Source organism: Pseudomonas sp. BP8 (assembly GCF_017875955.1).
Classification (GTDB): domain Bacteria; phylum Pseudomonadota; class Gammaproteobacteria; order Pseudomonadales; family Pseudomonadaceae; genus Aquipseudomonas.
On the sequence record NZ_JAGINK010000001.1, the window covers coordinates 3,840,539 to 3,857,910 of the forward strand.

Genomic DNA, 17,372 nt, shown 5'->3' on the forward strand with positions numbered 1-17,372 from the left:
GACACAAGGCCGCTCCCACAAGTCCCGCGCATGCCTCCTGATTGGAGGTGTACCTGTGGGAGCGGCCTTGTGTCGCGATTGGGCTGCGCAGCGGCCCCGGCATTGCTCGCGTGACAACGCAATCATGCGTTCACGCGAAGCCCTTGAAAGCTCGCCCCAAACCTCACCGCCTACGCAGATAACTCTCCAGCGGATCCTTGCTCAACCCTTCCTGCGCCTGCGCCAGCGAATCGATGAACAGCGAAAACAGCTCGGCTTGCTTGGCAATGTCGAGCTTGCTGTAGAGGTTCTTGCGGTGGCTCTTGACCGTGTCTTCGCTGATGCCCAAACGCTCAGCCAGCGACCGCGTCGAATGCCCGCGTAGCAGATACTGGGCGATGCGGCATTCACGCTCGGTAAGCAACGACGAACCGAAGTTGTTCAGCGCCGCGTTGATCTGCCGCCCCAGGGCACTCTCGAAACGCCCGCCAAGCGCCTCGGCATTCAGATACGCCCACTGCCGACGCACCACTGCCTGCACCCACGGCGCCACGCACTTGAGGTCCGCCACCTGCTGGTTGGCCAGGCGCCGCGTGCTGGCCAAGGCGACTGCGATGGTCAGGTGTGCATCGAGAGGAATGAGGTAGTTGAGCTCGTCCTCCAGATGCGCGTGTTGATAAAACGAGAGGTAGTACTCGCTGCGCTTGAAGTGGTCCGGCGCGACATCACTCAGCCGATAGCAGCCAGGGGTGATGCCTTCCATGCAGGCACGGTAAAACGGACACAGCAGGTAGTAGCCTTCGAGGTATTTCTGCACATTGCCTTCGGGCAGCCAGGGGCCCTCTGCGTCTTTTTCGAACAGCGCCGAGGGCAGGCCTTTGTGGGGATAGAGAAACACCGTGATGGCCTGTGACGGGGCCAGGCAGGTCAGCGCAGCGAACAGCGCGTCGACGAAGCCAGGCGTGCCGATGGCATCGATGGCCAGGGCCATGCGCGCATGCCAGTCGGGCGACTTCAGGCGGTCTTTGCTCATCGGTCTTGGTCGCTGCCAGAGGGGATGGTGGGGATTGTTTCAGTTAGTGGGCGCGGCGACCATCACCCTTTGGGGTGAGGCCAAGCCCGCCCCCGCAGGGCATGGGAAGTCGCTCAACAACGGCCAGCCTCGACACGGCCAAACACCTTGCGCAACAGGCTCGCCAATGCCTGCTCGCCCATGAACGCCTGCTCCAGGTAGTGCTCGGCAGTGTTCAAGTGGCCCAGCAACTGCTCCCGGGTACGGCTCTCGCCGCACACCGCGACCAGCGTCGACTTGCCGGCATCCTTGCCTGGGTCCTTGCCCGTCGCTGGATCAAGGTCGCGCAAATCGTCATATAGCTGGAATGCCTGGCCCAGTTCACCCGCAAAGTTCAGCAATGCTTCGCGCACCCCCACCGGTGAACCGGCCAGCTGGCAGGCCATGTCCATGATCGCCCCGAACAACACCGCGGTCTTCAGCCGGTTGGTCTCGGCGATCTGTTCGGCGCTGCGCGCCTGGCTGCCCTCGCGCAAGTCCTGCAACTGCCCTTTGACCAGCCCCTGGGCACCAATGGCCTCGGCAAGGATCGCCACCAGCCGGCTGCGCGTCGCCGGCGCAACAGTCTCGATAGCCGCGAGCAAGCCGAACGCGCGCGAGAGCAAGGCGATCGCCGCCAGAATCGCCACGTCTTCGCCAAATGCCCGGTGCAAGGTGGCGCGACCTCGCCGTAAGGCGGCATCGTCCATGCACGGCAGGTCATCGAGCACCAGCGAGGCGGCATGTACCATCTCCACCGCACAACCCAGCTCCAGCGCTGCCCGCGGGCACGCACCAAGCCCTTCGGCGGTCAACATCAGCATTAACGGACGCAAGCGCTTGCCCGGTGCCAGAGTGCTGTCACGCATGGCCGCGGCAAGCAGGTCACGCTCCTGGCCGAGCGGCAACAGCGCGTCCAGACGGGCTTCCAGGGTGTGTTGCAAATGAGCGATATGTTCAGTGAGGCCTGTGTCGGCGGCCGGGAGCGGTTGCGCGATAGTCGTCATCCTTGCCTCTGCTGAGCGGCGCGGCGCACAGGCCGCAGGTTGAGGGAACGACTGACAGTGGGTCGTTGCCTGACGAGGTACTGGTTTTGAGCTTAGCTGTACAAAACAGTTACGTTGTACAACTCGTATACCAGCACTGACCCCGCTTGCCACTCGATGATTCCCTGGCACTGGAGCCGGCATGAAGAAAAGCTTCCTGAGTCAACGCAAGGACGACCACCTGGATATCGTCTTGGCGCCCACGCCAGCGGGGCCGCGCCAGGACCCAGGCTGGTCGGCGATTCGCTTCGAGCACTGCGCCCTGCCGGAACTGGCGCTGGAGCAGATCGACTTAGGTGCGTCATTGCTGGGCATGGATCTGCGCGCGCCACTGCTGATCAGCTCGATGACCGGCGGCGCCGAGCGTGCCAGCCGGATCAATCAGCATCTGGCCGAAGCCGCCCAGACGCTGGGCATTGCCATGGGCGTAGGCTCGCAGCGGGTCAGCTTGCGCACCGGCAACGATCAGGGGCTGACCGGTGAGCTACGCCGCCTGGCGCCCGACATTCCGTTGCTGGCCAACCTCGGCGCCGCCCAACTGCGGGAGGCGGATGGGCTGGATCTGGCCCGGCGCGCGGTCGATAGCCTGCAGGCCAACGCGCTGATCATTCACCTCAATCCGCTGCAGGAGGCTGTCCAGCCGGAGGGGGACCGGGACTGGCGCGGCGTGCTGGGGCGTATCGCGGCACTCACCGCCGAGCTGCCGGTGCCGGTAATCGTCAAGGAAGTCGGCGCGGGTATTTCGCCCACAGTCGCCCGAGCGTTGGTCGAGGCCGGAGTGCATATGATCGACGTGGCGGGCGCCGGTGGCACCAGTTGGGCGGCGGTGGAAGCGCAGCGCGCCAACACCGACGCCGACCGCGCAGTGGCGATGGCCTTTGCCGACTGGGGCATCCCCAGCGCGCAGTGCTTGCTGGCCTTGCGTCGGGCGTTGCCGAACGTGCCGTTGATTGCTTCAGGGGGGATCAGCGACGGTATCGATGCGGCCAAGGCAATCCGGCTCGGGGCTGACCTGGTAGGCCAGGCCGCTGGGGTATTGCAGGCGGCAACCGAATCTACCGAGGCGGTGCTGGCGCACTTCGAGGTCATCCTGCGGCAACTGCGTATCGTCTGTTTTTGTACCGGCTCGCGCAACCTGGCCGAGCTGCGCCGCGCGCGCCTGCAGGCCAACCGCCTGGACCCGGCATGAGCCATTTTGCCGTAGTCGCGCCGCCCTACCCCAGCCACTTCCAGGCATTGCAGGCCTTGGGCGCGACGCTGCTGGAGCGTGGCCATCAAGTGACCTTCATGCAGCAGGCCGACAGCCAGCGCTGGCTCAACGACCCGCGCATCGGCTTCGAGCCGCTGGGTCTGGATAGCCACCCACCGGGCAGCCTTGAGCAGACGCTACGGCTGGCGGCCAACCCCGCCGGGCCATGGCGCTTGCGCCGGCTGATTCGCCAGTTGGCCAAGACCAGCGCCATGCTCAGCGCACAGCTGCCGGACGCCTTGACCGCGTACACCGTGGACGCGGTGTTGTGTGACCAGATGGAGCCAGCCGGCGCACTGGCCGCAGAAGCCCTCGAGCTGCCGTTCATTTCGATCGCCTGCGCCTTGCCGGTCAATCGTGAAGAGGGCGTGCCGCTGCCGGTAATGCCGTTCAAGTTCGCCCGCGACGCGCATGCCCTCAAGCTCTACCAAGGCAGCTGCCAGGTCCATGACTGGCTGATGAGACCCTTGACCCAGGCGCTGCAAGCCGCCGCACTGCGCTTGGGATTGCCACCCCGGGGCGGGCTGCACGACTGCCTTTCGCCGTTGGCCCAGATTAGCCAGACCCTTGCCGGCTTTGACTTTCCCCGGCACGCGCTGCCAGCGCATTTCCATGCCGTCGGGCCTCTGCGCAGTGCCGCCGAGCAGGCCGAAGGCGCTTGGTCGTTCGATGCACGCAAACCGCTGGTGTTCGCCAGCCTGGGGACTCTGCAGGGGCACCGCTTCGGCCTGTTCGCGCGTATTGCCAAGGCCTGTCGCCTGCTCGACGTGCAGCTGCTGCTGGCCCATTGCGGCGGTCTGGAAACCTCTCAGCAAGCACGCTTGATGCAACTGGGCGCCACGGTCGTCACCGATTTTGCGCCGCAGCAGTGGGCTGTGCGGCGCGCCGATGTGGTCGTCAGCCACGGCGGCCTGAACACCGTGATGGACGCCATCGCCGCAGCAACGCCGCTGCTGGTACTGCCAATCGCCTTTGACCAGCCAGGCGTCGCCGCCCGCGTGGTCTATCACCGGCTTGGCCTGGCACTCTCGCGCCATAGCAGCGTCGCCGCGATTGCCACCGCGCTGACCCGTCTGCTCGACGAGCCAATGCCGGGCCTGGCCCTGCTGGAACCCGAACTGGCCACGGCCGGCGGCGTTGAAAAAGCGGCCGATATCATCGAGACCGCACTGCGCACCCGCCAGCCGGTGCTGGCGGAGGATCACCATGGCGCATGACCTGATCCTCGCCGGTGGTGGCTTGGCCAATGGCCTGATCGCATGGCGGCTGCAGCAGCTGCGCCCCGAGCTGGATGTGCTGTGCCTGGAGCAGCACACCAGCCTGGGCGGCAACCATACCTGGTCGTTCCATCAGCAAGACCTCGACCCGCTCCAGCAACATTGGCTGGAGCCGCTGGTGGTCAAGCGCTGGCCGGCCTATCACGTGCACTTCCCAGACTTGTCGCGCAGGCTCGACAGTGGTTACGCGAGCATTACCAGTGAGCGCTTTGCCGAGGTCATCACGCCGCTGCTGGGGCCAGCCCTGCGCACCGGGTGCACCGTGCAGTCGCTGGGCCCAGGCCAGGTCACCCTGACCGACGGCGAGCAGCTACAGGCAAAGCTGGTGATCGACGGGCGCGGCGCGCAAGCCAGTCCTCATCGGGTACTGGGCCAACAGGCGTTTCTCGGCCAGCTGTTGCGCCTGCGCGAGCCGCATGGCCTGGTCGCGCCGATCCTGATGGATGCCCGTGTGGCCCAAGGTGCTGGCTATCGGTTTGTCTATGTGTTGCCGTTCACGGCCGATACCGTCTTGATCGAAGACACGCACTACGTCGAGCGCGATGCACCGACACCGGCGCAGATGCGCGCCAACATCAGCGATTACCTCACCGTACGCGGCTGGGCCAGCGAACAGCTGCTGCGTGAAGAACAAGGCGTACTGCCGATTACCCTGGCCGGCGACTTCGACGCTTGGGCTGCGCAACATGCCGGGCAGCCGTTGTCAGGGCTGCGTGCGGGCTTGTTTCATTGCACCACCGGCTATTCGCTGCCGGAGGCCGTACGCCTGGCTGACTGGCTGGCGCGCCAACCGCTGGACGATGCGCCGCAGTTGTCCCGCGACCTGCAGCACTACCTCAAGCAACGCTGGCAGCAGCAAGGATTTTACCGCCTGCTCAACCGCATGTTGTTCCTGGCCGGGCGCCCGCAACAGCGCTGGCAGGTCATGCAACGCTTCTATCGGCTGCCTGAGCCGCTGATCGCGCGCTTCTATGCAGGGCAAAGCCACTGGCGTGACCGCTTGCGCATTCTCAGTGGCAAACCCCCGGTGCCGGTCGACCAAGCCCTGCGGGCGGCGCTGCGGCATTCGCCACGACATTTCCCTACCCCTGACGAGACCCCTTCATGAGCCAAGGCAAATCCGCGCTGGTCATCGGCGCCGGCCTCGGCGGGCTGGCCCTGGCCATCCGCCTGCAAGCGGGCGGCGTGCGCACCACGCTGCTGGAAAAACGCGACCAGCCGGGAGGTCGCGCCTACGTCTATCACGACCAGGGCTTCACCTTCGATGCCGGCCCCACGGTGATCACCGACCCGACCGCGATCCAGGCGCTGTTCGACCTCGCCGGCAAACCGATGGCGGACTATGTCGAGCTGCTGCCGGTCAGCCCGTTCTACCGGCTGTGTTGGGAAGACGGCAGTTACTTTGAATATGGCAATGACCAAGACCATCTGGAGCGCCAGATACATGCCTTGGAACCGGCCGATGTCGACGGCTACCGGCGCTTTCTCGCCTATTCACGAGCAGTGCTCGACGAGGGTTACCTGAAGCTCGGCGCAGTGCCCTTCCTGTCGTTTCGCGACATGCTCCAGGCCGGCCCGCAGCTGGCCCGGTTGCAGGCCTGGCGTAGCGTCTACGCAGTGGTGTCGCGGTTCATCCGCCATGAACGGCTACGCCAGGCGTTTTCCTTTCATGCCTTGCTGGTGGGTGGCAACCCCTTCGCCACGTCCTCGATCTACAGCCTGATCCACGCCTTGGAGCGCGAGTGGGGCGTATGGTTTGCCCGGGGCGGTACCGGCGCCCTGGTCCAGGGTTTGGCCAGGTTGTTTCAGGATCTGGGCGGCACGCTCGAACTGAACGCCGACGTGGCCACGTTCGACACCAACGCCGGGCGCCTGACCGGTGCCCGTAGCCATGACGGCCGGCAGTGGCAGGCCGATGCAGTCGCCTCCAACGCCGATGTGGTGCATACCTACGCCGAGCTGCTCGGCCAGCACCCACGCGGCCGGCAGGAAGGGCAGCGGCTCAAGGGCAAGCGCTTCAGCAATTCGCTGTTCGTGGTGCATTTCGGCCTGAGCCGCGCGCAACCGCAACTGCGCCACCACACCGTGTGCTTCGGGGCGCGCTACCGAGATCTGATCTCGGAGATCTTCAACGGTCCGGCACTGCCCGAGGATTTCTCACTGTACCTGCATGCCCCTTGCGCTACCGACCCCAGCCTTGCTCCAGCGGGCTGCTCCAGTCATTACGTGCTGGCACCGGTACCGCACCTGGGTAATGCGCCCGTCGACTGGACGGTGCAGGCGCCGCTGTACCGTGACCGCATCCTGGCCTACCTGGAGCGCTATTACATCCCGGGCCTGCGCAACGACCTGGTGACCTGCCGCACATTCAGCCCTCTGGATTTTCGCGAGCAGCTCAATGCGCACCTGGGCTCGGCGTTTTCCCTTGAGCCGACGCTGACCCAAAGTGCCTGGTTCCGCCCGCACAACCGTGACGCGCAGTTGCCCAACTTGTATCTGGTGGGTGCTGGCACCCATCCCGGCGCCGGGGTGCCTGGGGTGATTGCCTCGGCCAAGGCCACGGCCGGCCTGATGCTGGAGGACCTGCACCCATGAGCAACACAGCGCAAGACCCCTTGCTGGCCCACGCCGAACGCAGCATCGCCGTGGGCTCGAAAAGCTTTGCCGCAGCGGCGCGCCTGTTCGAGCCAGCGACCCGCCGTAGCGCGATGCTGCTGTATGCCTGGTGCCGACACTGCGACGATGTGATCGACGGTCAGCAGGCCGGCCACGGCGCCGTAGCCCTTGCGCCGGACCAGGCCCGCCAGCGCTTGCACGAGCTACAGCAACAGACCGACGCGGCCTGTCGCGGCGCCGAGGTCAATCAGGCGGCCTTCGCCGCCTTGCGTGAGGTCGCCCGGCAGCACGCCATTCCTCGCCAGGAAGCCTTCGAGCTGCTGGAGGGTTTTGCCCAGGACGTCACCGCTCAGCGCTACTTCAGCCTGCAAGAGACCCTCGGCTACTGCTACCACGTGGCCGGCGTGGTCGGCCTGATGATGGCGCGGGTCATGGGCGCAAGCGATCCGCGGGTGCTGGATCGCGCCTGCGACCTGGGCTTGGCGATGCAGTTGACCAACATTGCCCGGGACATCATCGATGACGCCAACGTCGGCCGTTGCTACCTGCCCGAAGACTGGCTGCAGGCAGCCGGCATCCCCGCCAACGCCCTGACCGATCCCGCCCATCGGCCTGCCCTGGCGCAACTGGCGCACCGCTTGGTCGAGCACGCCGAGCCGTACTACGCCAGCGGCCAGGCCGGCCTGCACGCCCTGCCCTGGCGCTCGGCCTGGGCAGTGGCGACGGCGGCGCTGGTCTATCGGCAGATCGGGGTCAAGCTTCGCCGTGCGGGTGCACGCGCTTGGGATGGGCGCCTGTCGACCTCAAAGCTGGAGAAGCTCGCCGCCGTGGCTTGCGGCTTGTGGCGAGCCGTTACTCGCCACCGGCATCGCTACCCGCCGCGTGACCCGGGGCTGTGGCAGCGTCCTCGCGCGCAGGACGCAATGGCCCGCCATGCCGCGCGCGCAGCTGCGCCCGCAGGCGCTCCACCGAGGGCGCATAGAGAAACCCGAACGACACACAGCCCTCCCGGCCCTGCACCGCATGGTGCATCAGGTGAGCCTGGTACAGACGCTTGAGATAACCCCTTCGCGGTACCAGGCGCAGCGGCCAGCGGTGATGCACCAGGCCGTCGTGGGCGATGAAATACAGCGCGCCGTAGGCGGTCATCCCGGCGCCGATCCATTGCAGCGGATACCAACCGGCATTACCCAGTGCGATCAGCACGATCGCCAAGCCTGCGAACACCACGGCGTACAGGTCGTTTTTCTCGAACCATCCCTGGCGCGGCTCATGGTGTGAGCGATGCCAGCCCCAGCCAAAGCCGTGCATGATGTATTTATGGGCGAGATAGGCCACCCCTTCCATGGCGGCGAGGGTGAACAGGAAGATCAGCAGGCTGATGAGCATGGCGGGGCTTCCGGGGGCAGGTCTGTTCGAAGATACAGCAGTTGTCTGTAATGGAGTGTGCTGGCGGCGAAGCGTTCAAGCGGGTTTTGAGCCGAAGGTGGCGATGCAGGTGAACGACATCTAGAGCCCAAGGCCGTCGTGACCGGATTAGAGTAAGCGAACGGATCGTATCTGGATGTGATGCCGGTGAGGGCTTCGCCCTCATTTCGCGACACAAGGCCGCTCCCACACGTATAGCGCATGCCTCAAGAGCGGCGCGGTTCGCCCTTGTGGGGGCGGCCTTGCCGGGGCACCGGACCGGTCGGAAAGGGCTGCAAAGCAGCCCCGGCTTACTCAGGCCGAAGTCTCAAAGACCTTGAAAGACCTGCCCCTTACGGCGGGAAGCGTGCATACCGCAAACGACGCACTAGCAGGTGGCAAAAGCCTATCCGCAAGGCGCATCTTTATGGCAAAAATGCACGCAGACGCTGCAGATTTGTCGATTGTGCAGGGCATATTCGCATGACAGGATCGTATTACCCTTCAGCGCCCGCCCAACTTCACTTGGAAAATCAATAACAAAGCAGGGAGAACGCGATGACCGCGCACGCTCACACCTCGGCCACGGAACACGTGCAGGCCGATGTCCGTAATCAGATTGGCCACCTCACCCTGAATCGCCCTGCCGGGCTCAATGCGCTGACCCTGGACATGGTGCGCAGCTTGCGACGCAGCCTCGATGCCTGGGCGGATGATCCGCAGGTGCAGGCCGTGGTATTGCGCGGCGAAGGCCCCAAGGGCTTCTGCGCCGGCGGCGATATCCGCTCGCTGTATGACAGCTACAAGGCCGGCAGCACGCTGCATGAAACGTTCTTCGTCGAAGAGTATGCCCTCGACCTGTGCATCCACCATTACCGCAAGCCGGTGCTGGTGCTGATGGACGGTTTTACCCTCGGCGGCGGCATGGGCCTGGCGCAAGGCGCCGACCTGCGCATCGTGACCGAACGCAGTCGCCTGGGCATGCCCGAGACGGCGATCGGTTACTTCCCGGACGTCGGCGGCAGCTATTTCCTGTCGCGCATTCCCGGTGAACTGGGCACCTACCTGGGCGTCAGCGGCAGCCAGATTCAGGCCGCCGATGCGCTGTACTGTGGCCTCGCCGACTGGTACCTGGCCAGCGACAAACTGGCCGACCTCGATGCAGGCCTGGAGCGCATCAACCTTGGCGAGCATCCGCTCAAGGACCTCCAGGGCCTGCTCGCCAAGCTGGGTACCCAGGTACTCGACGACGCGCCCCTGGCCAGACTACGGCCGGTGATCGACCACTTCTTTGCCCTGCCCGATCTGGCCAGCATCATCGAGCAACTGCGCGCGGTGACCATTGGCGACAGCCACGCCTGGGCCATGGCCACCGCCGACCAGCTGGAAAGCCGCTCGCCGCTGGCCATGGCGGTTACCCTGGAGATGCTGCGCCGCGGTCGCCATCTGAGCCTTGAAGACTGTTTCGCGATGGAGCTGAAACTGGACCGCCAGTGGTTCGAGCATGGCGACATCATCGAAGGCGTACGCGCCCTGATCATCGACAAAGACAAGCAGCCACGCTGGAATCCGCCGAGCCTCGCTGCCCTGCAGCGGTCACGGGTCGAACAATTCTTCGAAGGGCTGTGAGCCTGGGAGTACACAGATGCAAGACCTGGAACTGAGCGAAGAGCAGATCATGATCCGCGACATGGCCCGGGACTTTGCCCGTGGCGAAATCGCGCCGCATGCACAGGCCTGGGAAAAGGCCGCCTGGATCGATGATGGCGTGGTGCGCAAGATGGGCGAGTTGGGCCTGCTGGGCATGGTCGTACCGGAAGAATTCGGCGGCAGCTACACCGATTACGTCGCCTACGCCTTGGCGGTCGAGGAGATCGCCGCCGGGGACGGTGCTACCGGTGCCCTGATGAGCATCCATAATTCGGTCGGTTGCGGCCCCCTGTTGGCCTACGGCACGCCCGAGCAGCAACAGGCCTGGCTACCGCGCCTGGCCAGCGGCGAAGTCATTGGCTGCTTCTGCCTGACCGAACCGCAGGCCGGATCCGAGGCGCATAACCTGCGGACCCGGGCCGAGCTGGTTGACGGTGAGTGGGTGCTCAACGGCGCCAAGCAGTTCGTCAGCAACGCCCGCCGCGCAGGCTTGGCGATCATCTTCGCAGTGACTGACCCGGAGCTTGGCAAAAAAGGCCTCTCGGCGTTTCTGGTGCCGACCGACAACCCGGGGTTCAAGGTCGACCGCAGCGAGCACAAGATGGGCATCCGCGCCTCTGATACCTGCGCAGTGAGCCTGGACAACTGCCGCATCCCTGCCGCCAATATCCTCGGCGAGCGCGGCAAGGGCCTGGCAATTGCCTTGTCCAACCTTGAAGGCGGGCGCATCGGCATCGCTGCGCAAGCCTTGGGGATCGCCCGCGCTGCTTTCGAGGCCGCGCTGGTCTACTCACGCGAGCGCATCCAGTTTGGCAAGCCGATCAACGAGCACCAGAGCATCGCCAACCTGCTGGCCGACATGCAGGTGCAGGTCAATGCCACGCGGCTGCTGATCCTGCATGCGGCACGCTTGCGCAGTGCCGGCAAGCCGTGCCTGTCTGAGGCTTCGCAGGCCAAACTGTTCGCCTCGGAGATGGCTGAGCGGGTGTGCTCGATGGCCATTCAGGTGCATGGCGGCTATGGCTACCTGGAAGACTATCCGGTAGAGCGTTATTACCGCGATGCGCGGATCACCCAGATTTACGAAGGCTCCAGCGAGATCCAGCGCATGCTGATTGCCCGCGAGCTCAAGCACTACCCGTTGTAGTGGCGTGAAGCAGCGGAGCTTTTCGCGGGCTTGTCCCGCGAAGCATTCGCTGCGGTAGAAATGATTGATGCAATAGCATTTACCCATTGAACAACCTGTTGCAGGTGCAGTAAGCTCGGGCTCATTCACTGGAGAGCAACATGCCCCACAGCATCCTCAACACCGCCCACCACACCGCACGCACCGCGCGCTGCGTGCTGGCCGCTGTCGGTTGCACATCCGCTCCAGGCTTTTATTTTGGGTATTGGTTTAGCCACTAGGCGCCGCTGATACCCCAACGGCGCCCACTCTTCGAGGGGCCGCCGAATACGAGAATACTCAACCCCCGGTCGGCTCCCCGACCGGGGGTTTTGCGTTTCCAGGCCTTCACACTTTTACCGATTCAGACTGAGGACACATCCATGAACTACGCCACTTATTACTACGCAAACACCGTTGCCTGGCGATTTAGCCAATCCCGTTCGGGCCAGCCTGCCGCCTCCGTTCGGTCGATTTCCGGTGGCAATGCCGCACAAGAACCCAATTTGACGATCTGTCGAACACCTCGATAGGGCCGACCACGCGGGCCTGAACCCGCTGTCCGCCCAGGGAATACACGCCATGCAAGCCTCCACTCTCGCCCTGCCCCTGACCCAACCGCTCGCCGCCAACACCGCCGTCAGCCAGCGTTTGCCCAGCCCGCACCAGCTCAAGCACAGCATGCAGCTGAGCAGCGAACTCGCCCAGCAAGTCCTGCAGCACCGCCAAGCCATCCGCAACATCCTCGAAGGCCGCGACTCACGTCTGCTGGTGGTGGTCGGCCCGTGCTCGCTCCATGACCCACGCTCAGCCCTGGAGTACGCCGATCGGCTGGCCGCGCTCAGCCGCGAGGTCGATGGGCAACTGCTGCTGGTCATGCGTGCCTACGTGGAAAAACCACGTACCACGGTCGGCTGGAAAGGCCTCGCCTACGACCCGCACCTCGATGGCAGCGACGACATGCACGCCGGTATCGCCCTATCGCGGGGCTTGATGCTGAGCATGCTTGAGCGTGGCCTGCCGATCGCCACCGAACTGCTGCAACCGATGGCCGCGGGTTACTTCGACGATCTGCTCGGCTGGGCTGCCATTGGCGCGCGCACCACCGAGTCGCAGATCCACCGTGAGATGGTCAGTGGCCTGGAGCTGCCGGTAGGCTTCAAGAATGGCACGGACGGCGGTATCGGCATTGCCTGCGACGCGATGCGCAGTGCCGCACACCCGCACCGTCATTTCGGTATGGACGCACAGGGCTTCCCGGCAGTCATCGAGACCCTGGGCAACCCGGATACCCATTTGGTCCTGCGTGGCGGCCACAAGGGCCCGAACTACGATGCCGACAGCGTCGCCCAGGCGCGCCTGGGCCTGGCCAAGGTCGGCCTGGCGGCGCGGATCATGGTCGACTGCAGCCACGCCAACAGCGGCAAGGACCCAGGCCGCCAGCCGGCCGTGTTCGAAAACGTGCTCGAGCAGCGGCTGGCCGGCGACACCTCGCTGGTAGGGGTGATGCTCGAGGGCCACTTGTTCGACGGCTGCCAGGCACTGGGCAAGGGTGCCTTGAAGTACGGCGTGTCGATTACCGACGGCTGCCTGGGCTGGAGCGCCACCGAGGCCATGCTGCGCCAGGCCGCAGAGCGTCTGGCGCACGCGGCAAGCGAGACAATCGAGCGGCAAGTGCGCTAGGCTTGCGTTTTTCACTCAAGGAGTAGTTTCCCATGGCTAAAGCCACCGCCCGCCACATCCTGGTCAGCAGCGAAGACAAGTGCAACGAGCTCAAGACCCAAATCGAAGCTGGCGCGGACTTCGCTGAAGTCGCCAAGGCCAACTCCACCTGCCCGTCCAGCCGCCAGGGCGGTGATCTGGGCTCGTTCGGCCCAGGCCAGATGGTCAAGGAATTCGACACCGTGGTCTTCAGCGCGCCAATCAATGTCGTGCAAGGCCCGGTCAAGACCCAGTTCGGCTACCACCTGCTTGAAGTGACCAGCCGCCAGGACTGATTCCTTCTTGCGTCTGCTGCAGGGTTGGGGCATGGGCGCGCTCGGCGCGCTCTTGCTGGTCCATGCATGTGCGGCCAGCGCAGCCCCATCCCATGCCCTGACGGTGTACGGCGAAGCACCCCGCTACGCCGAATCCTTTCGCCATTTCGACTACGTCAACCCGGACGCGCCCAAAGGCGGCAGCCTGCGCCGCTCGGCACTCGAAATTGGCCAGTTCGACCATATCCTCCCCTATATCGACAAGGGCGTCGGCGTCGCTGAAGTCGACGGCTGGCTGTACGCGCCGCTGGCCGTGCGTTCGTTTGACGAGCCCTACACGGTCTATGGCCTGATCGCCCGGCGCATGGAGCGTGGCCCTGAAGACGCCTGGCTGCGCTTCGAGATCGACCCGCGCGCGACCTTTGCTGACGGCAAACCGGTGCGCGCCGAGGATGTGCGCTTCACCTTCGAGCTGCTGATGAGCAAGGGCAGCCTGAAGTTTCGCACGCAGTTCGCCGAGGTCGCCAAGGTCACCGTAGAAAGCCCGCAGCGGGTGCGCTTTGACTTCAAGCAGCCACATGGCCGGACCTTGCCACTGGACCTCGCCAGCCTGCCAGTGCTGCCCGAGCACGATTGGCAAGCGCGCGACTTCGCCAGCGGCGCCGGCTTCAGCAAGCCGGTCGGCAGCGGCCCGTACCGCATTGGCCGGATCGACAATGGCCGCAGCATCACCTTCGAGCGCGACCCTGATTGGTGGGCGCGGGAGCTGCCGGTCAGCCGCGGTCGCTACAACTTCGAACGCATCCGCCTCGAGTTCTTCGGTGACACCGAGGTCGCGCGGCAAGTGCTGCGTGGGGGCGGCTTCGACTACAACCGCGAGTTCTCCGCCACCGCCTTCACCATCGGCTACAACGGCGCGCCGCTGGACGATGGCCGCCTGCAACGCGCGCATCTAGGCCCGGGCAAACCGCAAGTGGCTCAGGGTTTCGTCTTCAACCTGGCCAAGCCGATGTTCGCCGACCGCCGCACGCGCCAGGCGCTGGGCATGCTCTGGGACTTCGAGTGGAGCAACCGGCAGATGATGCGCAACCTGTATATCCGCCAGCAAAGTGTGTTCTCCAATACGCCCTTGGCCGCGCGTGAACTGCCCGACGCCGAAGAGCTCAAGCTGCTCGAGCCACTGCGTGGGCAAGTACCCGATGAAGTCTTCAGCAAGGTCTTCACTGCGCCAGTGACCGACGCTTCGGGAATCATTCGCCCGCAACAATTGCAGGCCCTGGAACTGCTCAAGGCCGCCGGCTGGCGAGCCGACGGCGACCGTTTGGTGAACGCCCAGGGCGAACCGCTCGAATTTACCTTCCTCAATGGCCAGTCGGGGCTGGAGCGTCTGCTGCTGCCCTGGAAGCGCAACCTTGCACAGATCGGCATCACCCTGAACATCCGCAACGTCGACGCCTCGCAGTACGTCAACCGGCTGATGGCGCGCGATTACGACATGATCGTCACCGGCTACCCGGTGACACTTTCGCCCGGCTCCGAGCAGTACAACTATTTCGGCTCGGCGGCCGCCAACGATCCAGGCTCGAACAACCTCATGGTGCTCAAGGACCCGGCCGTGGACACGCTGCTCGACGGCTTGGTCCGTGCCAGCAGCCAGGCCGACATGCTCCGCCATGCCCACGCGCTGGACCGGGTCCTGCAGTGGAACTACTACTGGATCCCCAACTACTATCCACCGGGCAGCTCGACCGTATGGTGGAACCGCTTCGGCCTGCCCAAGGTGCAAGCCGCCTATGACGAAGGCCTGGACACCTGGTGGGAGCTCAGCCCTACCGCCTTGACCAACGAGCAGATGGCCGAACGCCGGAAGACCTCGCCATGACCGCGTATATCCTGCGTCGCCTGCTGCTGATCATTCCGACACTGCTGGCGATCCTGCTGGTCAACTTTGCCATTGTCCAAGCCGCGCCTGGCGGCCCGGTTGAACAAGCGGTGGCGCGCCTGCAGGGGCTCGGCGGCGGCGCCCCAGGTGCCAAGGCCGAGACCCTGCACAGCGAATCCCGGGCCACCCGCGGCCTCGACCCGAAGCTGATCGACGAGATCAAACGCCAATACGGTTTCGACAAGACCGCGCCCGAGCGGCTATGGCTGATGCTTGGGCAATACGCCCGCTTCGACTTTGGCAGCAGTTTCTTCCGCGGTGCCAAGGTGACCGACCTGATCCTGGAAAAACTCCCGGTGACCTTGTCGCTGGGATTCTGGGCGACCTTGATCACTTACCTGGTGTCGATCCCGTTGGGCATCCGCAAGGCAGTGCGTCACGGCAGCCGCTTCGATGCCTGGAGCAGCGCCTTGATCGTGATTGGTTATGCCCTGCCCTCGTTCCTGTTTGCGCTGCTGCTGATCGTGCTGTTCGCCGGCGGCACCTCATTGAACTGGTTCCCGGTGCGCGGGCTGATCTCGGACAACTTCGATCAACTGAGCCTGCTGGGCAAGGTTGCCGACTACTTCTGGCACCTGGTACTGCCGGTCGGCGCCCTGGTAATCGGCGGCTTCGCCACCTTGACCCTGCTGACCAAGAACGCCTTTCTCGAGGAGATCTCCCGGCAATACGTGGTCACCGCCCGGGCCAAGGGCCTCAGCGAGCGGCGGGTGTTGTACGGGCATGTGCTGCGCAATGCCATGCTGCTGGTCGTGGCGGGGATACCTCAGGCGCTGATCACCGTGTTCTTTGCCGGCTCCCTGCTGATCGAGGTGATCTTCTCGCTCGACGGCCTGGGCCGCATGAGCTATGAAGCGGCGGTTTCGCGGGATTACCCGGTAGTGTTCGGCACGTTGTTCATCTTCACCCTCGCCGGGCTGCTGATCCGCCTGATCGGCGACCTCTGCTACACCGCGCTCGACCCGCGCATCGACTTCGACGCGAGGGCGCACTGATGCTCTCGCCGGTATCGCGTCGCCGCCTGCAACGCTTTCGCGGCAACCGACGCGGCTGGGTTTCCCTTTGGCTGTTCGCCGGGCTGTTGCTGCTGACCCTGGGTGCCGAACTGGTGGCCAATGACAAACCGCTGCTGCTGTCGTACAAGGGCGAGCTGTACGTGCCGGCGCTCAAACGCTACAGCGAGCAACAGTTCGGCGGCCAACTGCCGTTTCAGCCGGACTACCGCAGCCAGTACGTGCGCCAACTGATCGCCGACCAGGGCGGCTGGATGCTGTTCGCGCCCATCCCGTTCAGCGCCGACACGCCTAACTACGATCTGCAGGTACCGACGCCTAGCCCGCCGAGCGCCAGCAACTGGCTGGGCACCGACGACCAGGGGCGCGACGTACTCGCGCGGGTGCTCTATGGCACGCGGGTATCGCTACTGTTCGCCTTTACCCTGACCGTGGTGAGCGTGCTGATCGGTGTGCTCGCGGGGGCCTTGCAGGGCTATCACGGCGGTTGGGTCGACCTGCTCGGGCAGCGTTTGCTGGAGGTCTGGTCGGGGCTGCCGGTGCTGTACCTGCTGATCATCCTCAGCGGCTTTGTCGAACCGGATTTCTGGTGGCTGCTGGGCATCATGGCGCTGTTCTCGTGGCTGACGCTGGTCGACGTGGTGCGCGCCGAGTTTCTTCGCGGGCGCAACCTGGAATACGTCAAGGCCGCGCGCGCGCTGGGCCTGGCGGACAGCCAGGTGATGTGGCGACACATCCTGCCGAATGCCATGAACGCCACGCTGACTTACATCCCGTTCATGCTCACTGGCGCTATCACGACCCTGACCGCGCTGGACTTCCTCGGCTTCGGCATGCCTGCCGGCAGCGCCTCATTGGGCGAACTGGTCACCCAGGGCAAACAGCATCTGGAGGCGCCTTGGCTGGGCTTTACGGCATTTTTTGCCTTGGCCTTGATCCTGTCGCTGCTGGTGTTCATTGGCGATGCGTTGCGCGAGGCGTTCGATCCACGGGCTTGAGAA

At 64.8% G+C, this 17,372-nt stretch carries 14 protein-coding genes and 1 pseudogene; 12 read left to right on the plus strand and 3 right to left on the minus strand.

Translation table 11 applies throughout. From position 1 onward, the window contains the following. Positions 1-163 precede the first annotated feature (163 nt). Complete coding sequence (locus J3B00_RS16725) at positions 164-1,012, minus strand: helix-turn-helix transcriptional regulator (protein WP_209868906.1); 849 nt, start codon at positions 1,010-1,012, stop codon at positions 164-166. Positions 1,013-1,125: 113 nt separating this feature from the next. After that, the gene (locus J3B00_RS16730) at positions 1,126-2,037 is read right to left on the minus strand and encodes a polyprenyl synthetase family protein (protein WP_209868907.1); all 912 of its coding nucleotides are present in this window, start codon (positions 2,035-2,037) and stop codon (positions 1,126-1,128) included. A gap of 181 nt (positions 2,038-2,218) precedes the next feature. Between J3B00_RS16730 and fni the strand changes: the two genes are divergently transcribed. From fni to J3B00_RS16755, 5 genes and pseudogenes are all read left to right on the plus strand, one after another. Continuing rightward, a complete protein-coding gene (gene fni, locus J3B00_RS16735; RefSeq protein WP_209868909.1) occupies positions 2,219-3,265 on the plus strand; it encodes a type 2 isopentenyl-diphosphate Delta-isomerase in 1,047 nt (348 codons plus the stop codon). Beyond that, complete coding sequence (locus J3B00_RS16740; RefSeq protein WP_209868911.1) at positions 3,262-4,542, plus strand: glycosyltransferase; 1,281 nt, start codon at positions 3,262-3,264, stop codon at positions 4,540-4,542. The genes fni and J3B00_RS16740 overlap by 4 nt, the downstream gene beginning before the upstream one ends. Then, the gene (gene crtY / locus J3B00_RS16745) at positions 4,532-5,710 is read left to right on the plus strand and encodes a lycopene beta-cyclase CrtY (RefSeq protein ID WP_209868913.1); all 1,179 of its coding nucleotides are present in this window, start codon (positions 4,532-4,534) and stop codon (positions 5,708-5,710) included. Before J3B00_RS16740 ends, crtY begins: the two co-directional genes overlap by 11 nt. Next, complete coding sequence (locus J3B00_RS16750; protein WP_209868915.1) at positions 5,707-7,197, plus strand: phytoene desaturase; 1,491 nt, start codon at positions 5,707-5,709, stop codon at positions 7,195-7,197. The genes crtY and J3B00_RS16750 overlap by 4 nt, the downstream gene beginning before the upstream one ends. Next, positions 7,194-8,018: pseudogene (locus J3B00_RS16755) on the plus strand (phytoene/squalene synthase family protein); the annotation flags it as partial. The gene J3B00_RS16750 and the pseudogene J3B00_RS16755, both read left to right, overlap by 4 nt. Before the next feature lie 52 nt (positions 8,019-8,070). Here the strand turns inward: J3B00_RS16755 and J3B00_RS16760 are convergent. Further along, a complete protein-coding gene (locus tag J3B00_RS16760) occupies positions 8,071-8,607 on the minus strand; it encodes a sterol desaturase family protein (protein WP_209868917.1) in 537 nt (178 codons plus the stop codon). A 576-nt stretch (positions 8,608-9,183) separates the two neighbouring features. Here J3B00_RS16760 and J3B00_RS16765 point away from each other — a divergent pair. From J3B00_RS16765 to J3B00_RS16795, 7 genes are all read left to right on the plus strand, one after another. Continuing rightward, on the plus strand, positions 9,184-10,254 hold the full coding sequence (locus tag J3B00_RS16765; protein WP_209868920.1) for an enoyl-CoA hydratase/isomerase family protein: 1,071 nt from the start codon (positions 9,184-9,186) through the stop codon (positions 10,252-10,254). Between the two features lie 16 nt (positions 10,255-10,270). After that, complete coding sequence (locus J3B00_RS16770; protein ID WP_209868922.1) at positions 10,271-11,422, plus strand: acyl-CoA dehydrogenase family protein; 1,152 nt, start codon at positions 10,271-10,273, stop codon at positions 11,420-11,422. 600 nt (positions 11,423-12,022) lie between these two features. Next, positions 12,023-13,123, plus strand: a complete 1,101-nt coding sequence (locus tag J3B00_RS16775) for a 3-deoxy-7-phosphoheptulonate synthase (RefSeq protein WP_209868925.1) — start codon at positions 12,023-12,025, stop codon at positions 13,121-13,123. 32 nt (positions 13,124-13,155) lie between these two features. Further along, positions 13,156-13,437 carry a peptidylprolyl isomerase gene (locus tag J3B00_RS16780; protein ID WP_150630034.1) on the plus strand — a complete coding sequence of 94 codons (282 nt, stop codon included), beginning with the start codon at positions 13,156-13,158 and terminating at the stop codon, positions 13,435-13,437. 31 nt (positions 13,438-13,468) lie between these two features. Next, entirely contained in the window at positions 13,469-15,298 is a 1,830-nt protein-coding gene (locus tag J3B00_RS16785) for an extracellular solute-binding protein (protein WP_209874935.1), read from the plus strand. Beyond that, positions 15,295-16,353: a microcin C ABC transporter permease YejB gene (locus J3B00_RS16790; protein WP_209868927.1), complete on the plus strand. Its 1,059-nt coding sequence runs from the start codon at positions 15,295-15,297 to the stop codon at positions 16,351-16,353. The genes J3B00_RS16785 and J3B00_RS16790 overlap by 4 nt, the downstream gene beginning before the upstream one ends. Then, positions 16,353-17,369 carry an ABC transporter permease gene (locus J3B00_RS16795; RefSeq protein ID WP_209868929.1) on the plus strand — a complete coding sequence of 339 codons (1,017 nt, stop codon included), beginning with the start codon at positions 16,353-16,355 and terminating at the stop codon, positions 17,367-17,369. Before J3B00_RS16790 ends, J3B00_RS16795 begins: the two co-directional genes overlap by 1 nt. The last annotated feature ends 3 nt before the right edge of the window (positions 17,370-17,372 follow it).

What these genes read in the sequence shown, in the direction of transcription:
- J3B00_RS16780 (WP_150630034.1), top strand. Translation starts at nt 13,156, where the DNA reads ATGGCTAAAGCCACCGCCCGCCACATCCTGGTCAGCAGCGAAGACAAG.
- J3B00_RS16740 (WP_209868911.1), top strand. Translation starts at nt 3,262, where the DNA reads ATGAGCCATTTTGCCGTAGTCGCGCCGCCCTACCCCAGCCACTTCCAG.
- J3B00_RS16770 (WP_209868922.1), top strand. Translation starts at nt 10,271, where the DNA reads ATGCAAGACCTGGAACTGAGCGAAGAGCAGATCATGATCCGCGACATG.
- crtY (WP_209868913.1), top strand. Translation starts at nt 4,532, where the DNA reads ATGGCGCATGACCTGATCCTCGCCGGTGGTGGCTTGGCCAATGGCCTG.
- J3B00_RS16765 (WP_209868920.1), top strand. Translation starts at nt 9,184, where the DNA reads ATGACCGCGCACGCTCACACCTCGGCCACGGAACACGTGCAGGCCGAT.
- J3B00_RS16730 (WP_209868907.1), bottom strand. Translation starts at nt 2,037, where the DNA reads ATGACGACTATCGCGCAACCGCTCCCGGCCGCCGACACAGGCCTCACT.
- J3B00_RS16775 (WP_209868925.1), top strand. Translation starts at nt 12,023, where the DNA reads ATGCAAGCCTCCACTCTCGCCCTGCCCCTGACCCAACCGCTCGCCGCC.
- fni (WP_209868909.1), top strand. Translation starts at nt 2,219, where the DNA reads ATGAAGAAAAGCTTCCTGAGTCAACGCAAGGACGACCACCTGGATATC.
- J3B00_RS16750 (WP_209868915.1), top strand. Translation starts at nt 5,707, where the DNA reads ATGAGCCAAGGCAAATCCGCGCTGGTCATCGGCGCCGGCCTCGGCGGG.
- J3B00_RS16790 (WP_209868927.1), top strand. Translation starts at nt 15,295, where the DNA reads ATGACCGCGTATATCCTGCGTCGCCTGCTGCTGATCATTCCGACACTG.
- J3B00_RS16725 (WP_209868906.1), bottom strand. Translation starts at nt 1,012, where the DNA reads ATGAGCAAAGACCGCCTGAAGTCGCCCGACTGGCATGCGCGCATGGCC.
- J3B00_RS16760 (WP_209868917.1), bottom strand. Translation starts at nt 8,607, where the DNA reads ATGCTCATCAGCCTGCTGATCTTCCTGTTCACCCTCGCCGCCATGGAA.
- J3B00_RS16795 (WP_209868929.1), top strand. Translation starts at nt 16,353, where the DNA reads ATGCTCTCGCCGGTATCGCGTCGCCGCCTGCAACGCTTTCGCGGCAAC.
- J3B00_RS16785 (WP_209874935.1), top strand. Translation starts at nt 13,469, where the DNA reads ATGGGCGCGCTCGGCGCGCTCTTGCTGGTCCATGCATGTGCGGCCAGC.